General features: G+C 60.0%; 10 protein-coding genes and 1 pseudogene. 10 read left to right on the plus strand and 1 reads right to left on the minus strand.

The window, feature by feature from the left end:
• Positions 1-62: 62 nt before the first annotated feature.
• The 10 genes and pseudogenes from CAUR_RS14150 to CAUR_RS14195 all read left to right on the plus strand — a co-directional run bounded on the left by CAUR_RS14150 (position 63) and on the right by CAUR_RS14195 (position 15,974).
• Positions 63-1,736 (plus strand): spermidine synthase, encoded by a 1,674-nt coding sequence (locus tag CAUR_RS14150; RefSeq protein WP_012258554.1) that lies wholly within the window; start codon positions 63-65, stop codon positions 1,734-1,736.
• Between the two features lie 322 nt (positions 1,737-2,058).
• A complete protein-coding gene (locus CAUR_RS14155) occupies positions 2,059-2,565 on the plus strand; it encodes an HNH endonuclease (protein ID WP_012258555.1) in 507 nt (168 codons plus the stop codon).
• Positions 2,552-2,914, plus strand: coding sequence for a YraN family protein (locus CAUR_RS14160; protein WP_012258556.1), 363 nt, complete (start codon positions 2,552-2,554; stop codon positions 2,912-2,914). Before CAUR_RS14155 ends, CAUR_RS14160 begins: the two co-directional genes overlap by 14 nt.
• Positions 2,915-3,655: 741 nt before the next feature.
• Positions 3,656-7,225, plus strand: a complete 3,570-nt coding sequence (locus CAUR_RS14165; protein ID WP_012258557.1) for a helicase-related protein — start codon at positions 3,656-3,658, stop codon at positions 7,223-7,225.
• Positions 7,222-7,719 (plus strand): annotated as a pseudogene (locus CAUR_RS21575) (DUF1156 domain-containing protein); the annotation flags it as partial. The gene CAUR_RS14165 and the pseudogene CAUR_RS21575, both read left to right, overlap by 4 nt.
• Before the next feature lie 208 nt (positions 7,720-7,927).
• Positions 7,928-8,281: a four helix bundle protein gene (locus CAUR_RS21580; protein ID WP_083772630.1), complete on the plus strand. Its 354-nt coding sequence runs from the start codon at positions 7,928-7,930 to the stop codon at positions 8,279-8,281.
• A gap of 128 nt (positions 8,282-8,409) precedes the next feature.
• Positions 8,410-10,719, plus strand: coding sequence for a DUF1156 domain-containing protein (locus CAUR_RS14180; protein ID WP_242605143.1), 2,310 nt, complete (start codon positions 8,410-8,412; stop codon positions 10,717-10,719).
• A 15-nt stretch (positions 10,720-10,734) separates the two neighbouring features.
• Positions 10,735-12,135 (plus strand): AAA family ATPase, encoded by a 1,401-nt coding sequence (locus CAUR_RS14185; protein WP_012258559.1) that lies wholly within the window; start codon positions 10,735-10,737, stop codon positions 12,133-12,135.
• Positions 12,135-12,620, plus strand: coding sequence for a hypothetical protein (locus CAUR_RS14190; protein WP_012258560.1), 486 nt, complete (start codon positions 12,135-12,137; stop codon positions 12,618-12,620). The genes CAUR_RS14185 and CAUR_RS14190 overlap by 1 nt, the downstream gene beginning before the upstream one ends.
• A 27-nt stretch (positions 12,621-12,647) precedes the next feature.
• A complete protein-coding gene (locus CAUR_RS14195; protein WP_012258561.1) occupies positions 12,648-15,974 on the plus strand; it encodes a Swt1 family HEPN domain-containing protein in 3,327 nt (1,108 codons plus the stop codon).
• Positions 15,975-16,341: 367 nt separating this feature from the next.
• On the opposite strand, the gene CAUR_RS14200 is transcribed toward CAUR_RS14195, so the two are convergent.
• Positions 16,342-17,256, minus strand: a complete 915-nt coding sequence (locus CAUR_RS14200) for a diacylglycerol/lipid kinase family protein (protein WP_012258562.1) — start codon at positions 17,254-17,256, stop codon at positions 16,342-16,344.
• Between the last annotated feature and the right edge of the window lie 6 nt (positions 17,257-17,262).

The following is a 17,262-nucleotide window of genomic DNA, read 5'->3' on the forward strand; positions in this document are numbered from 1 at the left end:
TAATCGAGTTTTCTGTTGGATGAGATCGGAGATGTGTTCGCCGGACATTGTGGACATAATGCATGGCTCAGGAAACGTTACCCTCGCACGAGACTGCAACAGTAGATGATCGGTTGCTCTTGACCGTCGTGTTTCTCGCCGGGATTGGCACGCTCGGTATCGAGATGGTGATGCCGCGCATGCTGGCACCCTTCTTCGGCACTTCACAACCGATCTGGGCAGTCGTTATCGGCATGACCCTGGTCTACCTGGCGATAGGCTATCGTCTGGGTGGTGCATTGGCCGACCGCCGGCCAGACTGGCGATTGTTGTTTCAACTCATTGGCTGGGCCGGGCTGAGTTGCGCAATCATTCCCTTCATCGCCCGTCCAATCCTCGGGCTGGCTCAGGGCGCACTACGGAACGTCGCTGCTGGCGGTTTTCTGGCAGCGCTGATCGGGGTTATCATTCTCTTTGCGGTGCCGGTCATTCTGATGGCCATGGTTGGCCCTTTTGCGATCCGGTTGCAGTTGCGGCGGGCCGACGATGTTGAACATGCCGGACGGACAGCCGGTACCATCTCGGCGCTCTCAACAATTGGCTCTATTGCCGGTACCTTCCTGACGGTGCTGGTGCTGATTCCGGCGATTGGTGTCACCAGCACGCTCTTTCTCTTTGCCGGCTTTCTGGTAGTTCTGAGTTTGATCGGTTTACGCGATCCGCGACGCTTATTCCTGGTGTTGACGGTCATCTTACTGGCCGGAGCGTATCAACTCAACACCGGTGCAATTAAAGCTGCTGATTGTCGTAATTGCCGGTTAATTGCCGAATTTGAGTCGGATTACAACTACATTCAGGTTGCTGAGCAGGAAGTAACCTACAGTGACGGCGTGGTTGATCGGCGGCGGGTCTTGATCCTCAACGAAGGGCTGGCGTTACATTCCATTTACCGGCTCAAATACCGCGAAACGGGGGATCCGCTCGATCTCCTCACCGATGGTGGGCCGTGGGATTACTTCAGCGTTGCACCGTACCTCTACCCCAATACCCGGCCAGAGGATGTGCGTTCACTGGCGTTGCTCGGTGCTGCCGCGGGGAGTATTGCCCAGCAATTTCTGGCTATCTATGGCCCTGATACCGTCATTGATGCGGTAGAGATTGATCGGAAGATCAGTGACGTGGGCAGGCGCTACTTCGACATGGCTGATGGTACGGCCCAGGCACCCTACTTCACCACCTACAACGAAGACGCGCGCTACTGGCTGGCAACCACCGACCGCCAATACGACGTGATTGGGATGGATGCCTACCACCAGCCGTACATTCCATTTCACCTTACCACCGTCGAATTCTTTCGTGAAGTCAGAGCGAAACTCACTCCTCGTGGCGTTGCGGTCGTGAATGCCGGGAGACCGGCGAGCGGTGATGACCGGCTGGTCAATGCGCTGGCTTCAACAATGATCGCCGTCTTTCCACAGGTGTATATTATCGACACCCGCTTCAGTAATGCGATCTTAATCGGGGTGAATCAGCCGGTTGGCGATGGGGTGATCAACTTTATCGAAAATGCCACCCAGATCGACGAACCAGCGCTGCAACTGGTGATGTATTGGTCGTTGTACGAAGGGAGTTTCGGGCCACTACGTGAATTCACTCCGGCGATGGCGCAATTCCAACCCTTCACCGACGATCACGCACCGGTTGAACAACTGATTGACGGTTTAATCTTCAGTGAGGTAGGGAGAATAGATCGGTAATGGGTTGACAAAGTAGCGAAATATATGTTACTTTTATATCGGTTACTCAGATTGTTTTATGGGAAAGCTATATTCTATGGCGCATTCGCCGTTACAACACCGTAGATTGTACTGTCCGGCACCGTCCGGGCAGGTAGCCTGTTACTGCGCCAGTCGTCATCGCGGGCAGCGCAGTATGGGCGGTGATAGTGCGGCGTTGCAGGCCATAAGGGCAGTTTCTTCCGCAAACCGCATCAGGCCGCTCTAGCACGGGGCCAGGACGCCCCCGGGCAAGAGCCTTTGTTATGGTGATAACATCGGTTCATGTTAAGGGGGTTGTGTCTTGGCACAGCGAGTTCTCGTTCTCAACGCAAGTTACGAGCCACTGCAACTAATTTCAGTTCGCCGTGCGCTTATCCTCCTTCTGCAAGAAAAGGCTGAGCTTGTCGAAGCTGCCATGCAGCAGTTGCGGGCGCAATCCGTGACCTACAGTGTGCCGCTGGTTATTCGGCTGGTACGCTACATTCGGATTCCGCGCCAGCTCAGGCTCCCCTGTTCGCGGCGGGCAGTTTTTGCCCGTGATCGTGAGACCTGTCAGTATTGTGGGCAGCAACCCGGACGGAACAATCTTACGATGGATCACGTTATTCCACGCTCGCAAGGAGGTCAGACCACCTGGGAGAATGTGGTGACGGCGTGTCGTGATTGTAATCACCGCAAGGGTGGGCGTACTCCCGAACAGGCCAACATGGTACTGCTCTCGACACCGCGCCAGCCGCAGTATCTGGCGTTTGCCCTGCTCGGCGAGCTGGAACGGCACGATGTCTGGCGAAAGTATGCCTACACCTAAGCGTCGGTTAGGCGAAGTTGGTGAACAGGCGGCAGCAGCGTATCTGGAACGATGCGGATATACAATCATCGCTCGTAACTGGCGCTGCCGGGATGGTGAGATCGATCTGGTTGCCCGTGAAGGCGACCAGATCGTTTTTGTTGAGGTTCGTACCCGTCACGATCAGCACGCGCTGGAGACGATTACGCTGGCAAAACAGCAACGTCTGGTTGCGCTGGCGTATCACTATCTTTCGGCGCATGATCTACCCGCCACGACCCGCTGGCGGATCGACGTGATCGCGCTTACCGCTCGCGGTGGGAGGATTGTTGATTACGATCACGTGATTGCCGCTGTGGGTGAGGATTAGCGGTCGGCAAGAACAGCAGCCCGGCGTTGGGGACGGTGGAAGCGGTGGGGTGGCCTGTTATCGGCGGCAGTAGGGGCACGGTATGCCGTGCCCCGACAATCCGGCGACGTACACGTTGTTCGTGTGGCCGGTGTGAGACGTGCCCGGCGTTGAGGATGGTGGCTGCGGTAGGGTGGCTGCCACACGCCAGATGTGGTGATATGTTATCGGGCGTGGAAGACGGTCGTTCCAGGTGTCGCAGCGTTCTCAGGTGGGCCACCAGCGGGTAGTAGGGGCGACGCATGCGTCGCCCCTACTGGCGTTCAAAGAATCCGTTCGGTGTGGCGGAGGGGCACGGCATGCCGTACCCCGACAATCCGGCGACGTACACGTTGTTCGTGTTGTTGTGAGACGTGCCCGGCGTTGAGGACGGTGGCTGCGGTAGGGTGGCTGCCACACGCCAGATGTGGTGATATGTTACCGGGCGTGGAAGGCGGTTGTGCCAGGTGCCACAGCGTTCTCAGGTGGGCCGCCAGCGGGTGGTAGGGGCGACGCATGCGTCGCCCCTACCGGCGTCCAAAGAATCCGTTCGGTGTGACGTAGGGGCACGGCATGCCGTGCCCCCGTTTCTCTGGTATCCTTAGAGGGTATGCCGCTTCAGGCGGCAGGCACCACGTGGTTTGTAATGCACCGCTAATCATGGTGTGTTACCATTCATAAAAATCAGGAGTGTTTTCTACGTGATAGGAACGGGGAGAGACGTTGCTGGCGCTCGATGATTTGAAACCTGGGGTGACGATTCGCGGTATTCTGCCCGATACGCCGGTGACGGTGGTGAGTGTACAGTGGTACGGGACGGAGGCGTTGACGCTGGTGTATCGCGATCCCAGCGGGAAGGTGGCCGATCAGTTGCTGTATCGCAGTGATGAAGCGCGCCTGGAGCTGGTTGAGCAGGGGCGACCCTGGAGTTTTGATGGCGATGGATCGCTCTTTCGGCTGGTCGCTGAGGCACATCGGATTCGGCTGGCTTATCTGTTCGATCCGCTGCTGGCCGTGCATACGTCGCTGGTGGAACCGTTGCCGCATCAGATTACCGCTGTCTATGAGGCGATGTTGCCGCGCCAGCCGTTGCGCTTTTTGTTGGCCGATGACCCCGGCGCCGGGAAGACGATTATGGCCGGGTTGTTGATGAAGGAGTTGATCGCCCGCGGTGATTTGCAACGCTGTCTGGTTATCTGTCCCGGTAATCTGGTTGAGCAGTGGCAGGATGAACTCGACCGCCGGTTCCATTTGCCGTTCGAGATTCTGACCAACGATGGTCTGGAAGCGGCCCGCACCGGGAACTGGTTTTTGGAACATCCGCTGGTGATCGCCCGCCTCGATAAGCTGGCCCGCGATGAACAGGCGCAGGCGAAGCTCGCTGCTCCTGATAACCGCTACGATCTGGTGGTGATCGATGAGGCGCATAAGCTGTCGGCCAGCTTCTTCGGCGGTGAGATTAAGTACACCAAACGCTATCAGCTCGGTCAGCTCGTTTCTCGTCTGACCCGGCATTTTCTGCTGATGACGGCCACACCGCACAACGGCAAGGAAGCGGATTTTCAGCTCTTTCTTGCGCTGCTTGATGCTGATCGGTTTGAGGGTCGTTTCCGCGATGGTGTCCATCAGGTTGATGTCTCCGATTTGATGCGGCGGATGACGAAAGAGCATCTGCTGAAGTTTGATGGGACGCCGCTCTTTCCGGAGCGAATTGCCTACACCGTGCCGTACCGTCTCTCTGCTGAGGAGGCGCGGCTGTACCACGACGTGACGACCTATGTGCGCGAGGAATTTAACCGCGCCGATGCATTGCAAAATGACCGCCGATCAGGGACGGTGGGGTTTGCCCTGACTATTCTGCAGCGGCGACTGGCTTCGTCACCAGAAGCGATTTATCAATCGCTGCGGCGCCGGCGTGAGCGGTTGGAGCGGCGTCTGCGCGAGCTGGAGCTGGAACAACGTGAGGTGCAGGTCACCAGTTCGATGCCCGATCTCAGTCGGGAAGATATTGACGAACTCGAAGAGGCGCCTGAGAGTGAGCTGGCACAGATTGAGGAGGATGTGCTCGATCAGGCGACGGCAGCACGCACGATTGCTGAGTTGCGGCGTGAGATTGATACGTTGAGGGCGCTGGAGGTGCAGGCTGATGCGGTGCGTCGCCAGGGGGTTGATACCAAGTGGCGCGAGTTGTCGGCGCTGCTCGGTGAGATTTTTACGCCCGCTGCGCTCGCGCCGCAGATCGCCGAGGCGCATACGCCGTATGATGCCGATGGTGCTCCGAAGCCGAAACCGTCGCCGACGCAGAAGCTGGTTGTCTTTACCGAGCACCGTGATACGCTAACCTACCTGGAGCGGAAGATCAACGGTTTGTTCGGTCGGCCAGATGCGGTTGTGGTGATCCACGGTGGGATGGGGCGCGAGGAGCGCCGGAAGGCGCAGGAGCAGTTTCTGCACGATCCCGCTGTGCGGGTGCTGGTGGCGACCGATGCCGCCGGTGAAGGGATTAATCTGCAACGCGCTCATTTGATGGTGAATTACGATCTGCCCTGGAACCCGAACCGGCTGGAGCAACGCTTTGGCCGGATTCATCGTATCGGGCAGACCGAGGTCTGTTTCCTGTGGAATCTGGTGGCCGATGAGACCCGCGAAGGCGATGTGTACCGCCGTCTGCTCGATAAGCTGGAAGAGGCGCGGCGGGCGCTCGGTGGCAAGGTCTTCGACGTGCTCGGTAAGCTCCAGTTCGACGGTCGCCCGCTGCGCGATCTGATGATCGAGGCGATCCGCTACGGTGATCAGCCGGAGGTGCGCGCCCGGCTGTCGCAGGTAGTTGAAAACGCCGTGGATAAGGAGCGGTTGCAGGCGTTGCTGGAAGAGCGGGCGCTGGCCCACGATGTGATGGATGTCAGTCGGGTGGCCCGTATCCGGGTAGAGATGGAGCGGGCGGCAGCGCGGCGGCTACAACCGCATTACATTGAGTCGTTCTTTCTCGCGGCGTTTCGCCGGCTCGGCGGTACGGTGCGCGAACGCGAACCCCGGCGCTACGAGGTAACTCACGTGCCGGCAGTGGTACGCAATCGCAATCGCCAGATCGGGAGCGGTAATCCGGTGCTCCCGCGCTACGAGCGCATCTGCTTCGAGAAAGATCTTATCGCCCCGATGGGTCGCCCACTGGCTGCCTTCGTGTGCCCCGGTCATCCGCTGCTCGATGCTGTGATTGACCTGACGCTCGAACAGCACCGTGATCTGCTCAAGCGTGGTGCGATCCTGGTTGATGAGCGGGATGTCGGGCGCGAACCACGGGTGCTCTGCATCGTCGAACATGCCATTCAGGACGCCAGCCTGCTGCCGTCGGGCGAGCGGCGGACGGTGTCGCGCCGGATGCTGGCGGTCGAAATTGATGCCCACGGTCGTACCCGGCATCTCCAGTATGCGCCGTACCTCGACTACCGCCCACTCGCTGCCGACGAACCCGATGCTGCAACCATACTGGCGCACCCTGATGTGGCCTGGGTGACGCATGATCTGGAGCAGCGGGTGATGCAGGATGTGATTGCGCAGATGGTGCCTGAACACATCCGCGAGGTGCGCGAGCGACGGCTGGCCTGGATTGCGAAGACGCGGGCTGCCGTGCAGGATCGGCTGACCAAAGAGATTATCTACTGGGATCGTCGCGCCGAGGAATGGAAACTGGACGAGCAGGCCGGAAAACGGAATGCCCGGCTTAACTGGCAAGAGGCGCGGAAGCGAGCCGACGATCTTGAAATCCGGCTCAAACAGCGGATGGATGAGCTTGATCGCGAGTCCCAACTCTCGCCCCTACCGCCCGTGCTGGTTGGTGGGGCGCTGATTATCCCGCGTGGGCTGCTGGACGCGCTAACCGGTCGGTCATCCACCATCCCATCCCAACCGACGGATACGCAGGCGATTGCGGCGCGGGCGCGTGCCATTGTGATGGAGATCGAGCGCAGCCTGGGCTACGAGCCATCGGATCGGGAATGGGACCGGCTCGGCTACGATATTGAAAGCCGCGACCCGCGCACCGGTCGGCTGCGCTTCATTGAAGTCAAGGGGCGCCGGGCCGACGCCGATACGATCACGGTGACCCGAAACGAGATTTTGACCGCACTCAATAAACCCGACGACTACATTCTGGCGCTGGTGAGTTTCCAGCCGGACGACCGGTATCAGGTGCGCTACATCCGCCACCCCTTCCGGCGTGAACCGGATTTCGGCGTGACCAGTGTCCAGTATCAGGTGACCGAATTGCTCAGCCGGGGAGAGGAACCACAATGACCAGCATTCATCGTCGCCGTAAGCTGATCGAGGTGGCACTGCCACTGGAGAAAATTAATGCCGAAAGTGCCCGTGAAAAATCCATTCGCCACGGCCACCCCTCGACGCTGCACCTGTGGTGGGCGCGGCGCCCGCTGGCGGCGGCGCGGGCAGTGCTGTTTGCGCAACTGGTGGACGACCCATCGGCGGTGCCGGAGGAGTTTCCGACGCCGGAAGCGCAGGCCGCCGAGCGCCAACGGCTGTTCCGGCTGATCGAGCGACTGGTGAAGTGGGAGAACACGACCGACGAGGCGCTGCTTGCCGCAGCGCGGGAGGAAATCTGGAAGAGCTGGCGACGGACGTGCCGGGATAACGCGCAGCATCCCCGTGCGGCGGAGCTGTTCAACCCCGACCGCTTGCCGGCGTTTCACGACCCGTTCGCGGGTGGCGGGGCGATTCCGCTCGAAGCGCAGCGGTTGGGGTTGGAAGCGTATGCCAGTGACTTGAATCCGGTTGCGGTGCTCATCAATAAGGCGATGATTGAGCTACCGCCTCGGTTTCGTGATCAGCCCCCGGTCAATCCAGAAAATAGGAGAGAGAAGATAGGAGATAGGGGGGAGGAGGTAGGAGGTAGGGGGGAGAAGATAGGAGATAGGGGGGAGAAGGTAGGAGATAGGGGGGAGAGAGGAAGTGTAAGCAGTGGGGGTGGAGAGGGAGACGTTGATGCATTACAAGGAACTTATCGTGTGGCAGAAGGCGATGGCAGCCACACGGGAAGTCTACCGTCTGGTAGCGTTCCTGCCACGCGAGGAGACCTACGGGATGCGAGCGCAGATGACCCGGGCAGCGGTGTCGATTCCGGCGAACATCGCCGAGGGCTGGACGCGGGAGTCGGACAAGGAGAAGGGGCAGTTTCTGGCAATCGCCCAGGGGTCACTGGCAGAATTGGAAACACTGTTGATACTTTGCATTCAGATCGGCTGGTTTCCGGAGACAGAGACAGCACTGCTGAATGGACTGATAGACGAAGTGGGCCGGATGCTGACGACCATGCGTCGTCATCGTCGGCTGGAATGAGCAATAGGATTGCGGTCACGGAGCCTGGCACTGTCCTTCAGCAGCAGCCTATTTCCTCTCTTCTATCTCCTATTTCCTACAAGGGCGCACAGGGGTTAGCCGCCGATGTACGCTATTACGGGCAATGGATGCGCGATGAGGCCGAACGGCGGATCGGGCAGCTCTACCCAAAGGTGACAATCACGGCGGAGCTGGCGGCGGATCGGCCCGATCTGCAACCACTGGTGGGGCAGCAGCTCACGGTGATTGCCTGGCTGTGGGCACGGACGGTAAAAAGCCCCAACCCGGCGTTTGCCCACGTGGATGTGCCGCTGGCATCGACATTTATGCTCTCAACCAAACCGGGAAAGGAAGCCTACGTCGAGCCGGTCATTGCAGGTGATACCTACCGCTTCACGGTGAAGGTGGGTAAGCCCCGGGACCCGGAGCGGGTGAAGCGGGGAACGAAACTGGCCCGTGGTGCCAACTTCGAGTGCCTGCTGTCGGGGATGCCGATAACAGGGGACTACATCAAAGCTGAGGGATGTGCCGGGCGGATGGGTGCGCGGTTGCTGGCGATTGTGGCCGAGGGGCCGCGTGGGCGGGTGTATCTACCGCCGATGCCGGAGCATGAGGAGATCGCCCGCCAGGCGCAGCCGGCGTGGAAGCCGGATTTACCGATGAATAGAGAAACACGAGACCTGGTGAGTGGCCGGGGGTATGGATTTTTCACATGGGCCGACCTCTTCACCCCACGCCAGCTTGTGGCGTTGACCACGTTTGCCGACCTGGTGGGAGAGGCGATGGAGCGGGTGAAAGCCGACTACCTTCAGGCACTGGGAGCGCGCGCCTCCGGCGCACACTCCCAGCAGAACGACGCCGATGCCCAGGCTTACGCTGAGGCAGTGGGGGTGTATTTGGCGTTGGGTGTTGACAGACTCAGTGACAGATCTTCATCCATCTGTAGTTGGGATACAGGATTTGTAAAAATAAGGAATACCTTTGGTAGACAAGCTATTCCAATGATGTGGGACTATGCAGAGGCTAACGTTTTCTCAGACTCCACAGGCAACTTTAGTGCGCTTCTGGAATGGGTAGTAGAGTTTTTGCATGTTGCTCCTGCGAAAGCTCTTGGTCAGGCATTCCAGGCCGACGCCGCAAACCAAACCATCAGCACCAACAAAATCATCTCCACCGACCCGCCCTATTTCGACAACATCGGCTACGCCGACCTCTCCGACTTCTTCTACGTCTGGCTGCGCAGGACGCTGCGCTCGGTCTACCCCGATCTCTTCGCCACCGTGGCCGTGCCCAAAGCGGAGGAGCTGGTAGCCACGCCCTACCGCCACGGTAGCAAAGCCGCTGCCGAGCGGTTTTTTATGGACGGGATGACGACGGCACTCCAGCGCCTGGCTGCCCAGGCCCACCCGGCATTTCCGGTCACCATCTACTACGCCTTCAAACAGCGTGAAACGGCGGAGCCGGGAGTGCCGGGAGAGCTGGGAGCGCGCGCCTCCGGCGCGCATCAGGAACATGCGGGCGAGACCCCCGCCCTCTCAGGCGTCGTCAGCACCGGCTGGGAAACCTTCCTGTCTGCCGTCATCCGCGCCGGCTTTGCCATCAGTGGTACCTGGCCGATGCGCACGGAACTGAGCAATCGCATGCTTGGAAAGGACACCAACGCCCTGGCCTCCAGCATCGTCCTGGTCTGCCGGCAGCGTCCGGCGGATGCGCCGGTGGCGACGCGGCGCGCGTTTGTGCAGGCGCTGAAAGCGGAGTTGCCCCGTGCCCTGCGCGAGTTGCAGGCGGGCAATATTGCGCCGGTAGACCTGGCCCAGGCCGCGATTGGTCCCGGTATGGCGGTCTATTCGCGCTACGCGCAGGTGCTGGACGCGCAGGGCCAGCCGGTGACGGTGCGCGAGGCGCTGGCGCTGATCAATCAGGTGTTGGACGAGACGCTGGCCGAGCAGGAGGGTGATTTCGACGCCGATACGCGCTGGGCGCTGGCCTGGTTCGAGCAGTATGGCTTCAGCGAGGGTGAGTTTGGTGTCGCCGAGACGCTCTCGAAGGCGAAGAATACCAGTGTGGATGGGCTGGTTGCGGCGGGGATTCTGGAGGCGAAGCGGGGGAAGGTGCGGCTGTTCCGGCCCGCCGAGTTGCCCGCCGATTGGGACCCGGCCCGCGATGCGCGCTGTACGCACTGGGAGGTGGTGCATCAGCTTATCCGGGTGCTGGAGACCGGTGGGGAAGTGGCGACTGCCGCCCTGCTGACCAGGCTGGGCAGTCGGGCGGAGGTGGCCCGTGAACTGGCCTATCGCCTGTACAGCATCTGCGAGCGCAAGAAGTGGGCTGATGAGGCGTTGTCGTACAATGCGCTGGTGCAGAGCTGGGGTGAGGTGGTGCGGCTGGCGGGGGAGCGCGCTGAAGGAATGTCGGTGCAGCAGGGGATGGAGCTGTAGCGGAAGGGAGTGGGGATGCTAACGGGGGTTGAGGTGCGTCATTTCAAGTCGTGGCGTGCAAGCGAATGGATCGCGTGTGCCCCGATCACGATGTTCTTCGGCAGTAATAGCTCAGGTAAAACCAGTCTGCTTCAGCTTCTCCTCTTACTGAAGCAGACAACCGAGTCATCGGATCGGCAACAGGTGCTGAACCTTGGCGATACGCACAGTCCGGTTGATGCAGGTACATTTCCCGATCTGCTGCATCGACACGAGCAAACACAATCGCTCTTCTGGCGGATCGCGTGGCAATTGCCACCAGACCTGACGATTGCACTACCGGGACGGAAGAACGGTGACCATCTTCCCGCACGAGAACTTGCATTTCAGGCGCGTATCGGATGGCATCAGCATAGCGACAGTACGCCGAACCTGCAAGCTCAGGCATCCCACGGTCGCGCAGTAGTTGAGGAGATGGCGTATCAACTTGCCGGTTATACGCTGGGTATGCGTTTGCGAGATCGGGTAAAGCAGGAGTATGAGCTGTACAGTGACCCGGCAGGTTTGTTTAGCCGGCCTTCCCGCAAGTCCCCGCGCCTGCCGTCACCCGTGAAGTGTTACGGATTTCCGGATGAGGTACAAAAGTATTATAAACATGTGAGCTTTCTAACCGATCTTGAGTTTGCCCTGGAACAACTCTGCCGCCGTATGACGTACCTCGGCCCATTACGCGAATATCCGCGTCGGCAGTACACCTGGTCAGGCACGCCACCCACAGGTGTGGGGTATCGGGGTGAGCGCGTGATTGAGGCGCTGCTGGCCTCTCGTTTGTCTTCAGATGTCGCATCCGGCACGGATAGCGATCAACCGTCAGCGCTGGAGACAAGGGTCGCCGAATGGCTCAAAACCATGGAACTGATTGCAGATTTTGCTGTGCGTGCGGTAGCTCCGGGCGCTTCTCTCTTTCAGGTTTGGGTGCGCCGTGCTCAGCAAGCGCCGGAGGTGTTGATGACCGATGTTGGGTTTGGCATTTCCCAAATGTTACCGGTGATCACACTCTGTTACTATGTCCCAAAAGGCTCTATCGTTATTCTTGAACACCCGGAAATTCATCTCCATCCACGGGCGCAGGCAGACCTGGCCGACGTTCTCATTGATGCAGTCAAAACGCGAGGCGTGCAGATCATTGTGGAAAGCCATAGTGAGCATCTGCTACGCCGACTGCAACGTCGGATTGCGGAAGACGTGTTGCCATCCGATCAGGCTGCTCTCTATGTTTGCACAACCGATGCAGAGGGAGTGTCGCACATTCAGCGTTTGCACCTCGATCCGTATGGCAACATTACCAACTGGCCAAAGGATTTCTTCGGTGACGAGATGGGTGATCTGCTGGCAATGAGTGAAGCAGCGATGAAACGTCAGTTGGGGCAGGTGTGATGATTCAGGAAGCGATTGTTGATACGAATATCCCTGTTGTGGCTAATGAACGTGCTGTTCAGGCGTCACCTGCGTGTGTGCTGCAATGTAAGCAGTTTCTCCGCGAGTTTACAGAAGATCAACGTATACTGGTGATTGATAGTGGCTGGCGGATTATCAAAGAATACAAACAACATCTCAGACAGGAGGGCCAGCCTGGAGTTGGCGACAGGTTTCTGAAGTGGGTGCTGACCAATCTGGCTAATCCGCAGCGGTGTCGTCAGGTAGCAATTACTCCGGTAGGAGACGGGCGCGAATTTGCTGAGTTTCCGGACGATCCGGCACTTGCACGTTTTGATCGCTCTGACCGGAAATTTGTCGCTGTTGCCCGTGCCTGTCCATCACATCCGCCTGTCTACAATGCAGTTGACAGTGATTGGGTTCACTACCGACAATTGCTCGCAATGCACAACGTCCAGGTCGTTCAGGTTTGCCAGTCTGAGTAGTCCATCTTGCCAGAAGAGGAGTTATCTATGGCCATCACCAACCAGGAACGGATCGGCAAAGCACTTGACCTGCTGCGGCAGGGTTTGCGCCCCTTCGTCGAACGGGAGTTGCAGACGCAGTACGGTAAGTACTGGGTAACGACCGTCACCAGCAACTGGCGCAACGAGCTGAGCTGGGTCGATGACGATACGCCGAACCTCGATGTGGCCGTGCTGCTCAGGATGATGTGGGAGCAGTGGAATGATGTCTTTCGCAAGACCCTCGGTTTTACTGAACGTAGTCTGGTGAGTGAGCTGCGCGAGTGGCGGAATAAGTGGGCGCACCAGGAGACGTTTTCGAGTGATGATACCTACCGCGTGCTCGATTCGGCGGCGCGATTGCTGAGCGCTATTTCTGCTCCGCAGGCGGACGAGATAGAGCGGATGAAGATGGAGCTGTTGCGGTCGCGCTTTGATGAACAGGTGCGGAGTGAGAAGCGCAAAGCCGGCGGTTCGCTGATCGAGGTAGCGGCGAGCGGGGGGCTGCGCCCGTGGCGCGAGGTGGTGATTCCGCACCCCGATGTTGCCAGTGGGCGCTATCAGCAGGCAGAGTTTGCTGCCGATCTGTGGCAGGTGCATCTCGGTGAAGGGAGTGATGAGTATCGCGATCCGGTCGAGTTCTTTCGTCGCACCTATCTCACCGAGAGTCTGAAGCGCCTGCTGGTCGGCGCCGTCGAGCGCTTATCCGGCAAGGGCGGCGATCCGGTTGTCCAGTTGCAGACCAATTTCGGCGGTGGCAAGACCCACTCGATGCTGGCGTTGTACCATCTCTTTTCCGGTGTGCAGCCGGGCATGCTCCCTGGCGTTGATGAGGTGATGGCTGAGGCCGGGGTGAGTTCGTTGCCGTCCGTGCGGCGGGTGGTGCTGGTCGGCAACAAAATCTCGCCCGGCAATCCGACGCTGAAACCTGATGGCACGGTGATTCGCACGCTCTGGGGCGAGCTGGCGTGGCAACTGGGCGGGCGTGACGCTTACGAGCAGATTCGGGCCGACGACGAACGTGCGACCAGTCCCGGCGATACGCTGCGGAAGCTGTTTCTGCGTTACGGCCCCTGTCTGATCCTGATTGACGAATGGGTGGCCTATGCCCGGCAGCTCCACGACCAGAGCGATCTTCCTGGCGGGAGTTTCGAGACCCAGTTCTCGTTTGCCCAGGCGTTGACCGAGTCGGCGAAGCTGGCCGGGAACTGTTTGCTGGTCATCTCGCTCCCCGCGTCCGACACCGCTACCTCGTCGCACGTTGATGATGTGGAAGTTGGTGGTCTGCGCGGGCGAGAAGCGCTGGATCGGCTGCGGAATGTGATCGGACGGGTCGAGTCGGCGTGGCGTCCGGCGACTGCCGAAGAAGGGTTTGAGATTGTCCGACGCCGCCTGTTCCAGCCACTCGACTCGCCGCAAGCGTACAAATATCGCGATGTGACGGTACAGGCGTTTGCCGAACTGTATCGCACGAATCAGGCTGAATTTCCGCCGGAATGCCGCACCAGCGACTACGAACGCCGCATTGCATCGGCGTACCCGATTCACCCAGAGGTCTTCGACCGCCTCTACGAAGACTGGTCAACGCTGGTGAAGTTTCAGCGCACCCGTGGCGTATTGCGGTTGATGGCCGCCGTCATTCACTGTCTGTGGGAAAAAGGGGATCGCAGCCCGCTCATCCTCCCCTCAACCATCCCGATGGACGATCCACGGGTACAGTTTGAGTTAACGCGCTACCTGTCCGACAACTGGACACCGATTATCGAAAAGGACGTAGACGGCCCGCAGTCACTGCCGGCCAGGATTGACAGTGACGTTACCAACCTCGGCAGGCTATCGGCAACCCGCCGCGTCGCCCGCACCATCTACCTCGGTTCGGCGCCGAAGACCGCTGCTGCCCAGCGTGGATTGGAGGATCGGCGGGTGAAACTCGGCTGTGTCATGCCGGGCGAGTCACCGGCAGTCTTTGGCGATGCCCTGCGCCGGCTGGCAGGAGCAGCAACGTATCTATATCAGGATGGCAGCCGCTACTGGTACGACACCCAACCCACCGTGACCAGGCTGGCCGAGGATCGGGCGGACCAACTTCGCCGCAACCCCGACAGCGTGTTTATCGAACTGGAGAAGCGCCTGCGTGCCGAATTGCGGAATCTGGGCGGCTTCGCCCGCGTGCATCCCCTGCCGCGTTCGGGGGCGGATGTGCCTGATGATCTTGAGACGCGCCTGGTGGTGTTGCCGGTCGAGTCTCCGTACCGCAAAGACGCCACCAACCCGGCGCAGCAGGAAGCGCAGGCGATCCTGGAATCGCGCGGTAGCACACCTCGTCTGTTCCGAAATACGCTGGTCTTTCTGGCTGCCGATGGCGTGCGCTGGCAGGATTTAGACGATGCGCTGCGGAAATTCCTGGCCTGGGACTCGATCCTGGCCGAGCGTGAGGTCCTCAACCTGTCGCCGTTTCAGGTCAAACAGGCCGAGACGCAACGCCAGAGCGCCGATCAAACCGTGGATGCACGGATTCCCGAAACCTACTGCTGGTTGCTGGTTCCCGAACAGGGCAAACCCCAGGAACCGATCTCGTGGCAAGCGTTTCGTCTGTCCGGCAATGATTTCCTGGCTGCGCGTGCGTACAAAAAACTGCGCGCCGAAGAGCTACTGCTCACCAGCTTCGGGCCAACGATGCTGCGCAAATACCTGGACGAGGTGCCGTTGTGGGATCGTGACGCACCCCACGTGGGTCTGCAACAACTGATCAAATACTTTGCCACCTACCTCTATCTGCCGCGCCTCGCCGGGCCATCGGTGCTGATCCGAGCCATTAACGATGGGCTGGCACGACTGACGTGGGCAGAAGAGACATTTGCCTACGCTGAAGGGTACGACGCCGCGAACGAACGCTATGTGGGTCTGGTCGCTGGCCAACAGATCACGCTATCCGTGGAGAGTGGTGGCATGCTAGTCAAGCCCGACGTTGCCCGCCGCCAGATCGAGCGTGGGCCGAAGCCGGTGGTGCCCGTTATCCGCGATCCAGACGTACCCGATCCCATTGTACCGCCCCCACCGCCGCCTCTGCCTCCATCGGAGCCGACGCCGGCGCCGACGCCGGTACGGCGGCGCTTCTACGGCACGGTGCGCCTTGACCCCATCCGTGCCGGTCGCGATGTTGCCCGGATCGCCGAAGAAGTAATTGCGCACCTCGTCAATCAACCCGGTGCGGAGGTCTCCGTAACGCTGGAGATCGAAGCCAGGCTGCCAAACGGTGCCTCGGATCAGATCGTGCGGATTGTCACCGAGAATGGCAAAACACTGAAGTTTACGAATTGCGCGTTTGAGGAGTGATACCAGGCCGGCTCTCACCCCCATCGGGGGAGTGGGAAGATGGGCGTGCTCCGTATGATTTCCGGTCACTTGCCCCCCCTCCTGGCCTCCCCCCGCTGGGGGGAGGAATTGGGGGGGTATTTCCCCGCTGGGAGGAGGAATTGGGGGGTATTCCCCCGCTGGGGGGAGGAATTGGGGGGGTATTCCCCCGCTGGGGGGAGGAATTGGGGGGTATTCCCCCGCTGGGGGGAGGAATTGGGGGGGTATTCCCCCGCTGGGGGGAGGAGTTGGGGGGTATACTCCCGCCCCCAGCGGGGGCGGGCTGGGGTGGGGGTGATCCCTCACCTCCCCATTCCCCACTCCCCCCCCACCATTCCGCAAAGTGGGATTACACCAGCAACTTCACCGCCCGTGGCACCACCTCTACCTCAACCCGTTGGGCTGCGGTGGCGACGACTTCGCCGTCGGTGGCGACCGGGATGGGGGTGGGGCAGGTGACCTCGATCCGACGTGCCCGCGCCATCGTGACTTCTGGTTCGTTGGCGTGCACACCGCGCATCAGCAGCGGAATCTTGCGTAGTGCCCTTGGAATCGGCATCGTATCAACAATGCACAGATCAAGCAGACCATCGTCGAGTCTGGCGTCAGGGGTGATCCAGAAACCGCCCCCCTGGCAACGACCGTTGCCGACACTGGCAAAGAAGAGTTGCCGGCTGATCTGCTGTCCGTCGAAACGCACGGTCATCGGGCCGGGACGGTAGGTAGCCAGTGCCCGTAAGACGGAGATCAGGTAGACGGCAAAGCCACGCAGGTAGGGGATTTTGAGGCTTTCAACGGCGACGGCGGCGTCAAGCCCCATGCCTAGCCCATTGATAAAGTAGCGGGTCAGGGTGAGCCGTCCGGCAGTGACCCGAATCCGTCCGACATCAATGGCCTGGGTCTGGTTGGCGGCCAGGCGTTGAACGGCGGCACTGATGTCGTTCGGTTTGACGCCGGGCAGTGATTTGACAAAGTCACTGCCCGTGCCGAGTGGGATGATGCCGAAGGTGACCGCTGTGCGCTTGCCCCCTTCGACGATGCCGTTGACAACCTCGTTGATGGTGCCATCGCCACCTACGGCGACGATCTGCGTGCTGCCGCGGTTGATCGCCTGAATCGCCAGTTCAGTGGCACCGCCGCGGGCATGGGTGGTGAAGATCTCGAATTCCAGATTGTGCTTGCGTAGTTCCGCCTCGATGATGTGTCGCCGCCGACCAGCCAGGCCACGCCCGGCTGCCGGGTTCAGAATGACAGTCGTTGTCATACGCGC

The organism is Chloroflexus aurantiacus J-10-fl (assembly GCF_000018865.1).
Lineage (GTDB): Bacteria > Chloroflexota > Chloroflexia > Chloroflexales > Chloroflexaceae > Chloroflexus > Chloroflexus aurantiacus.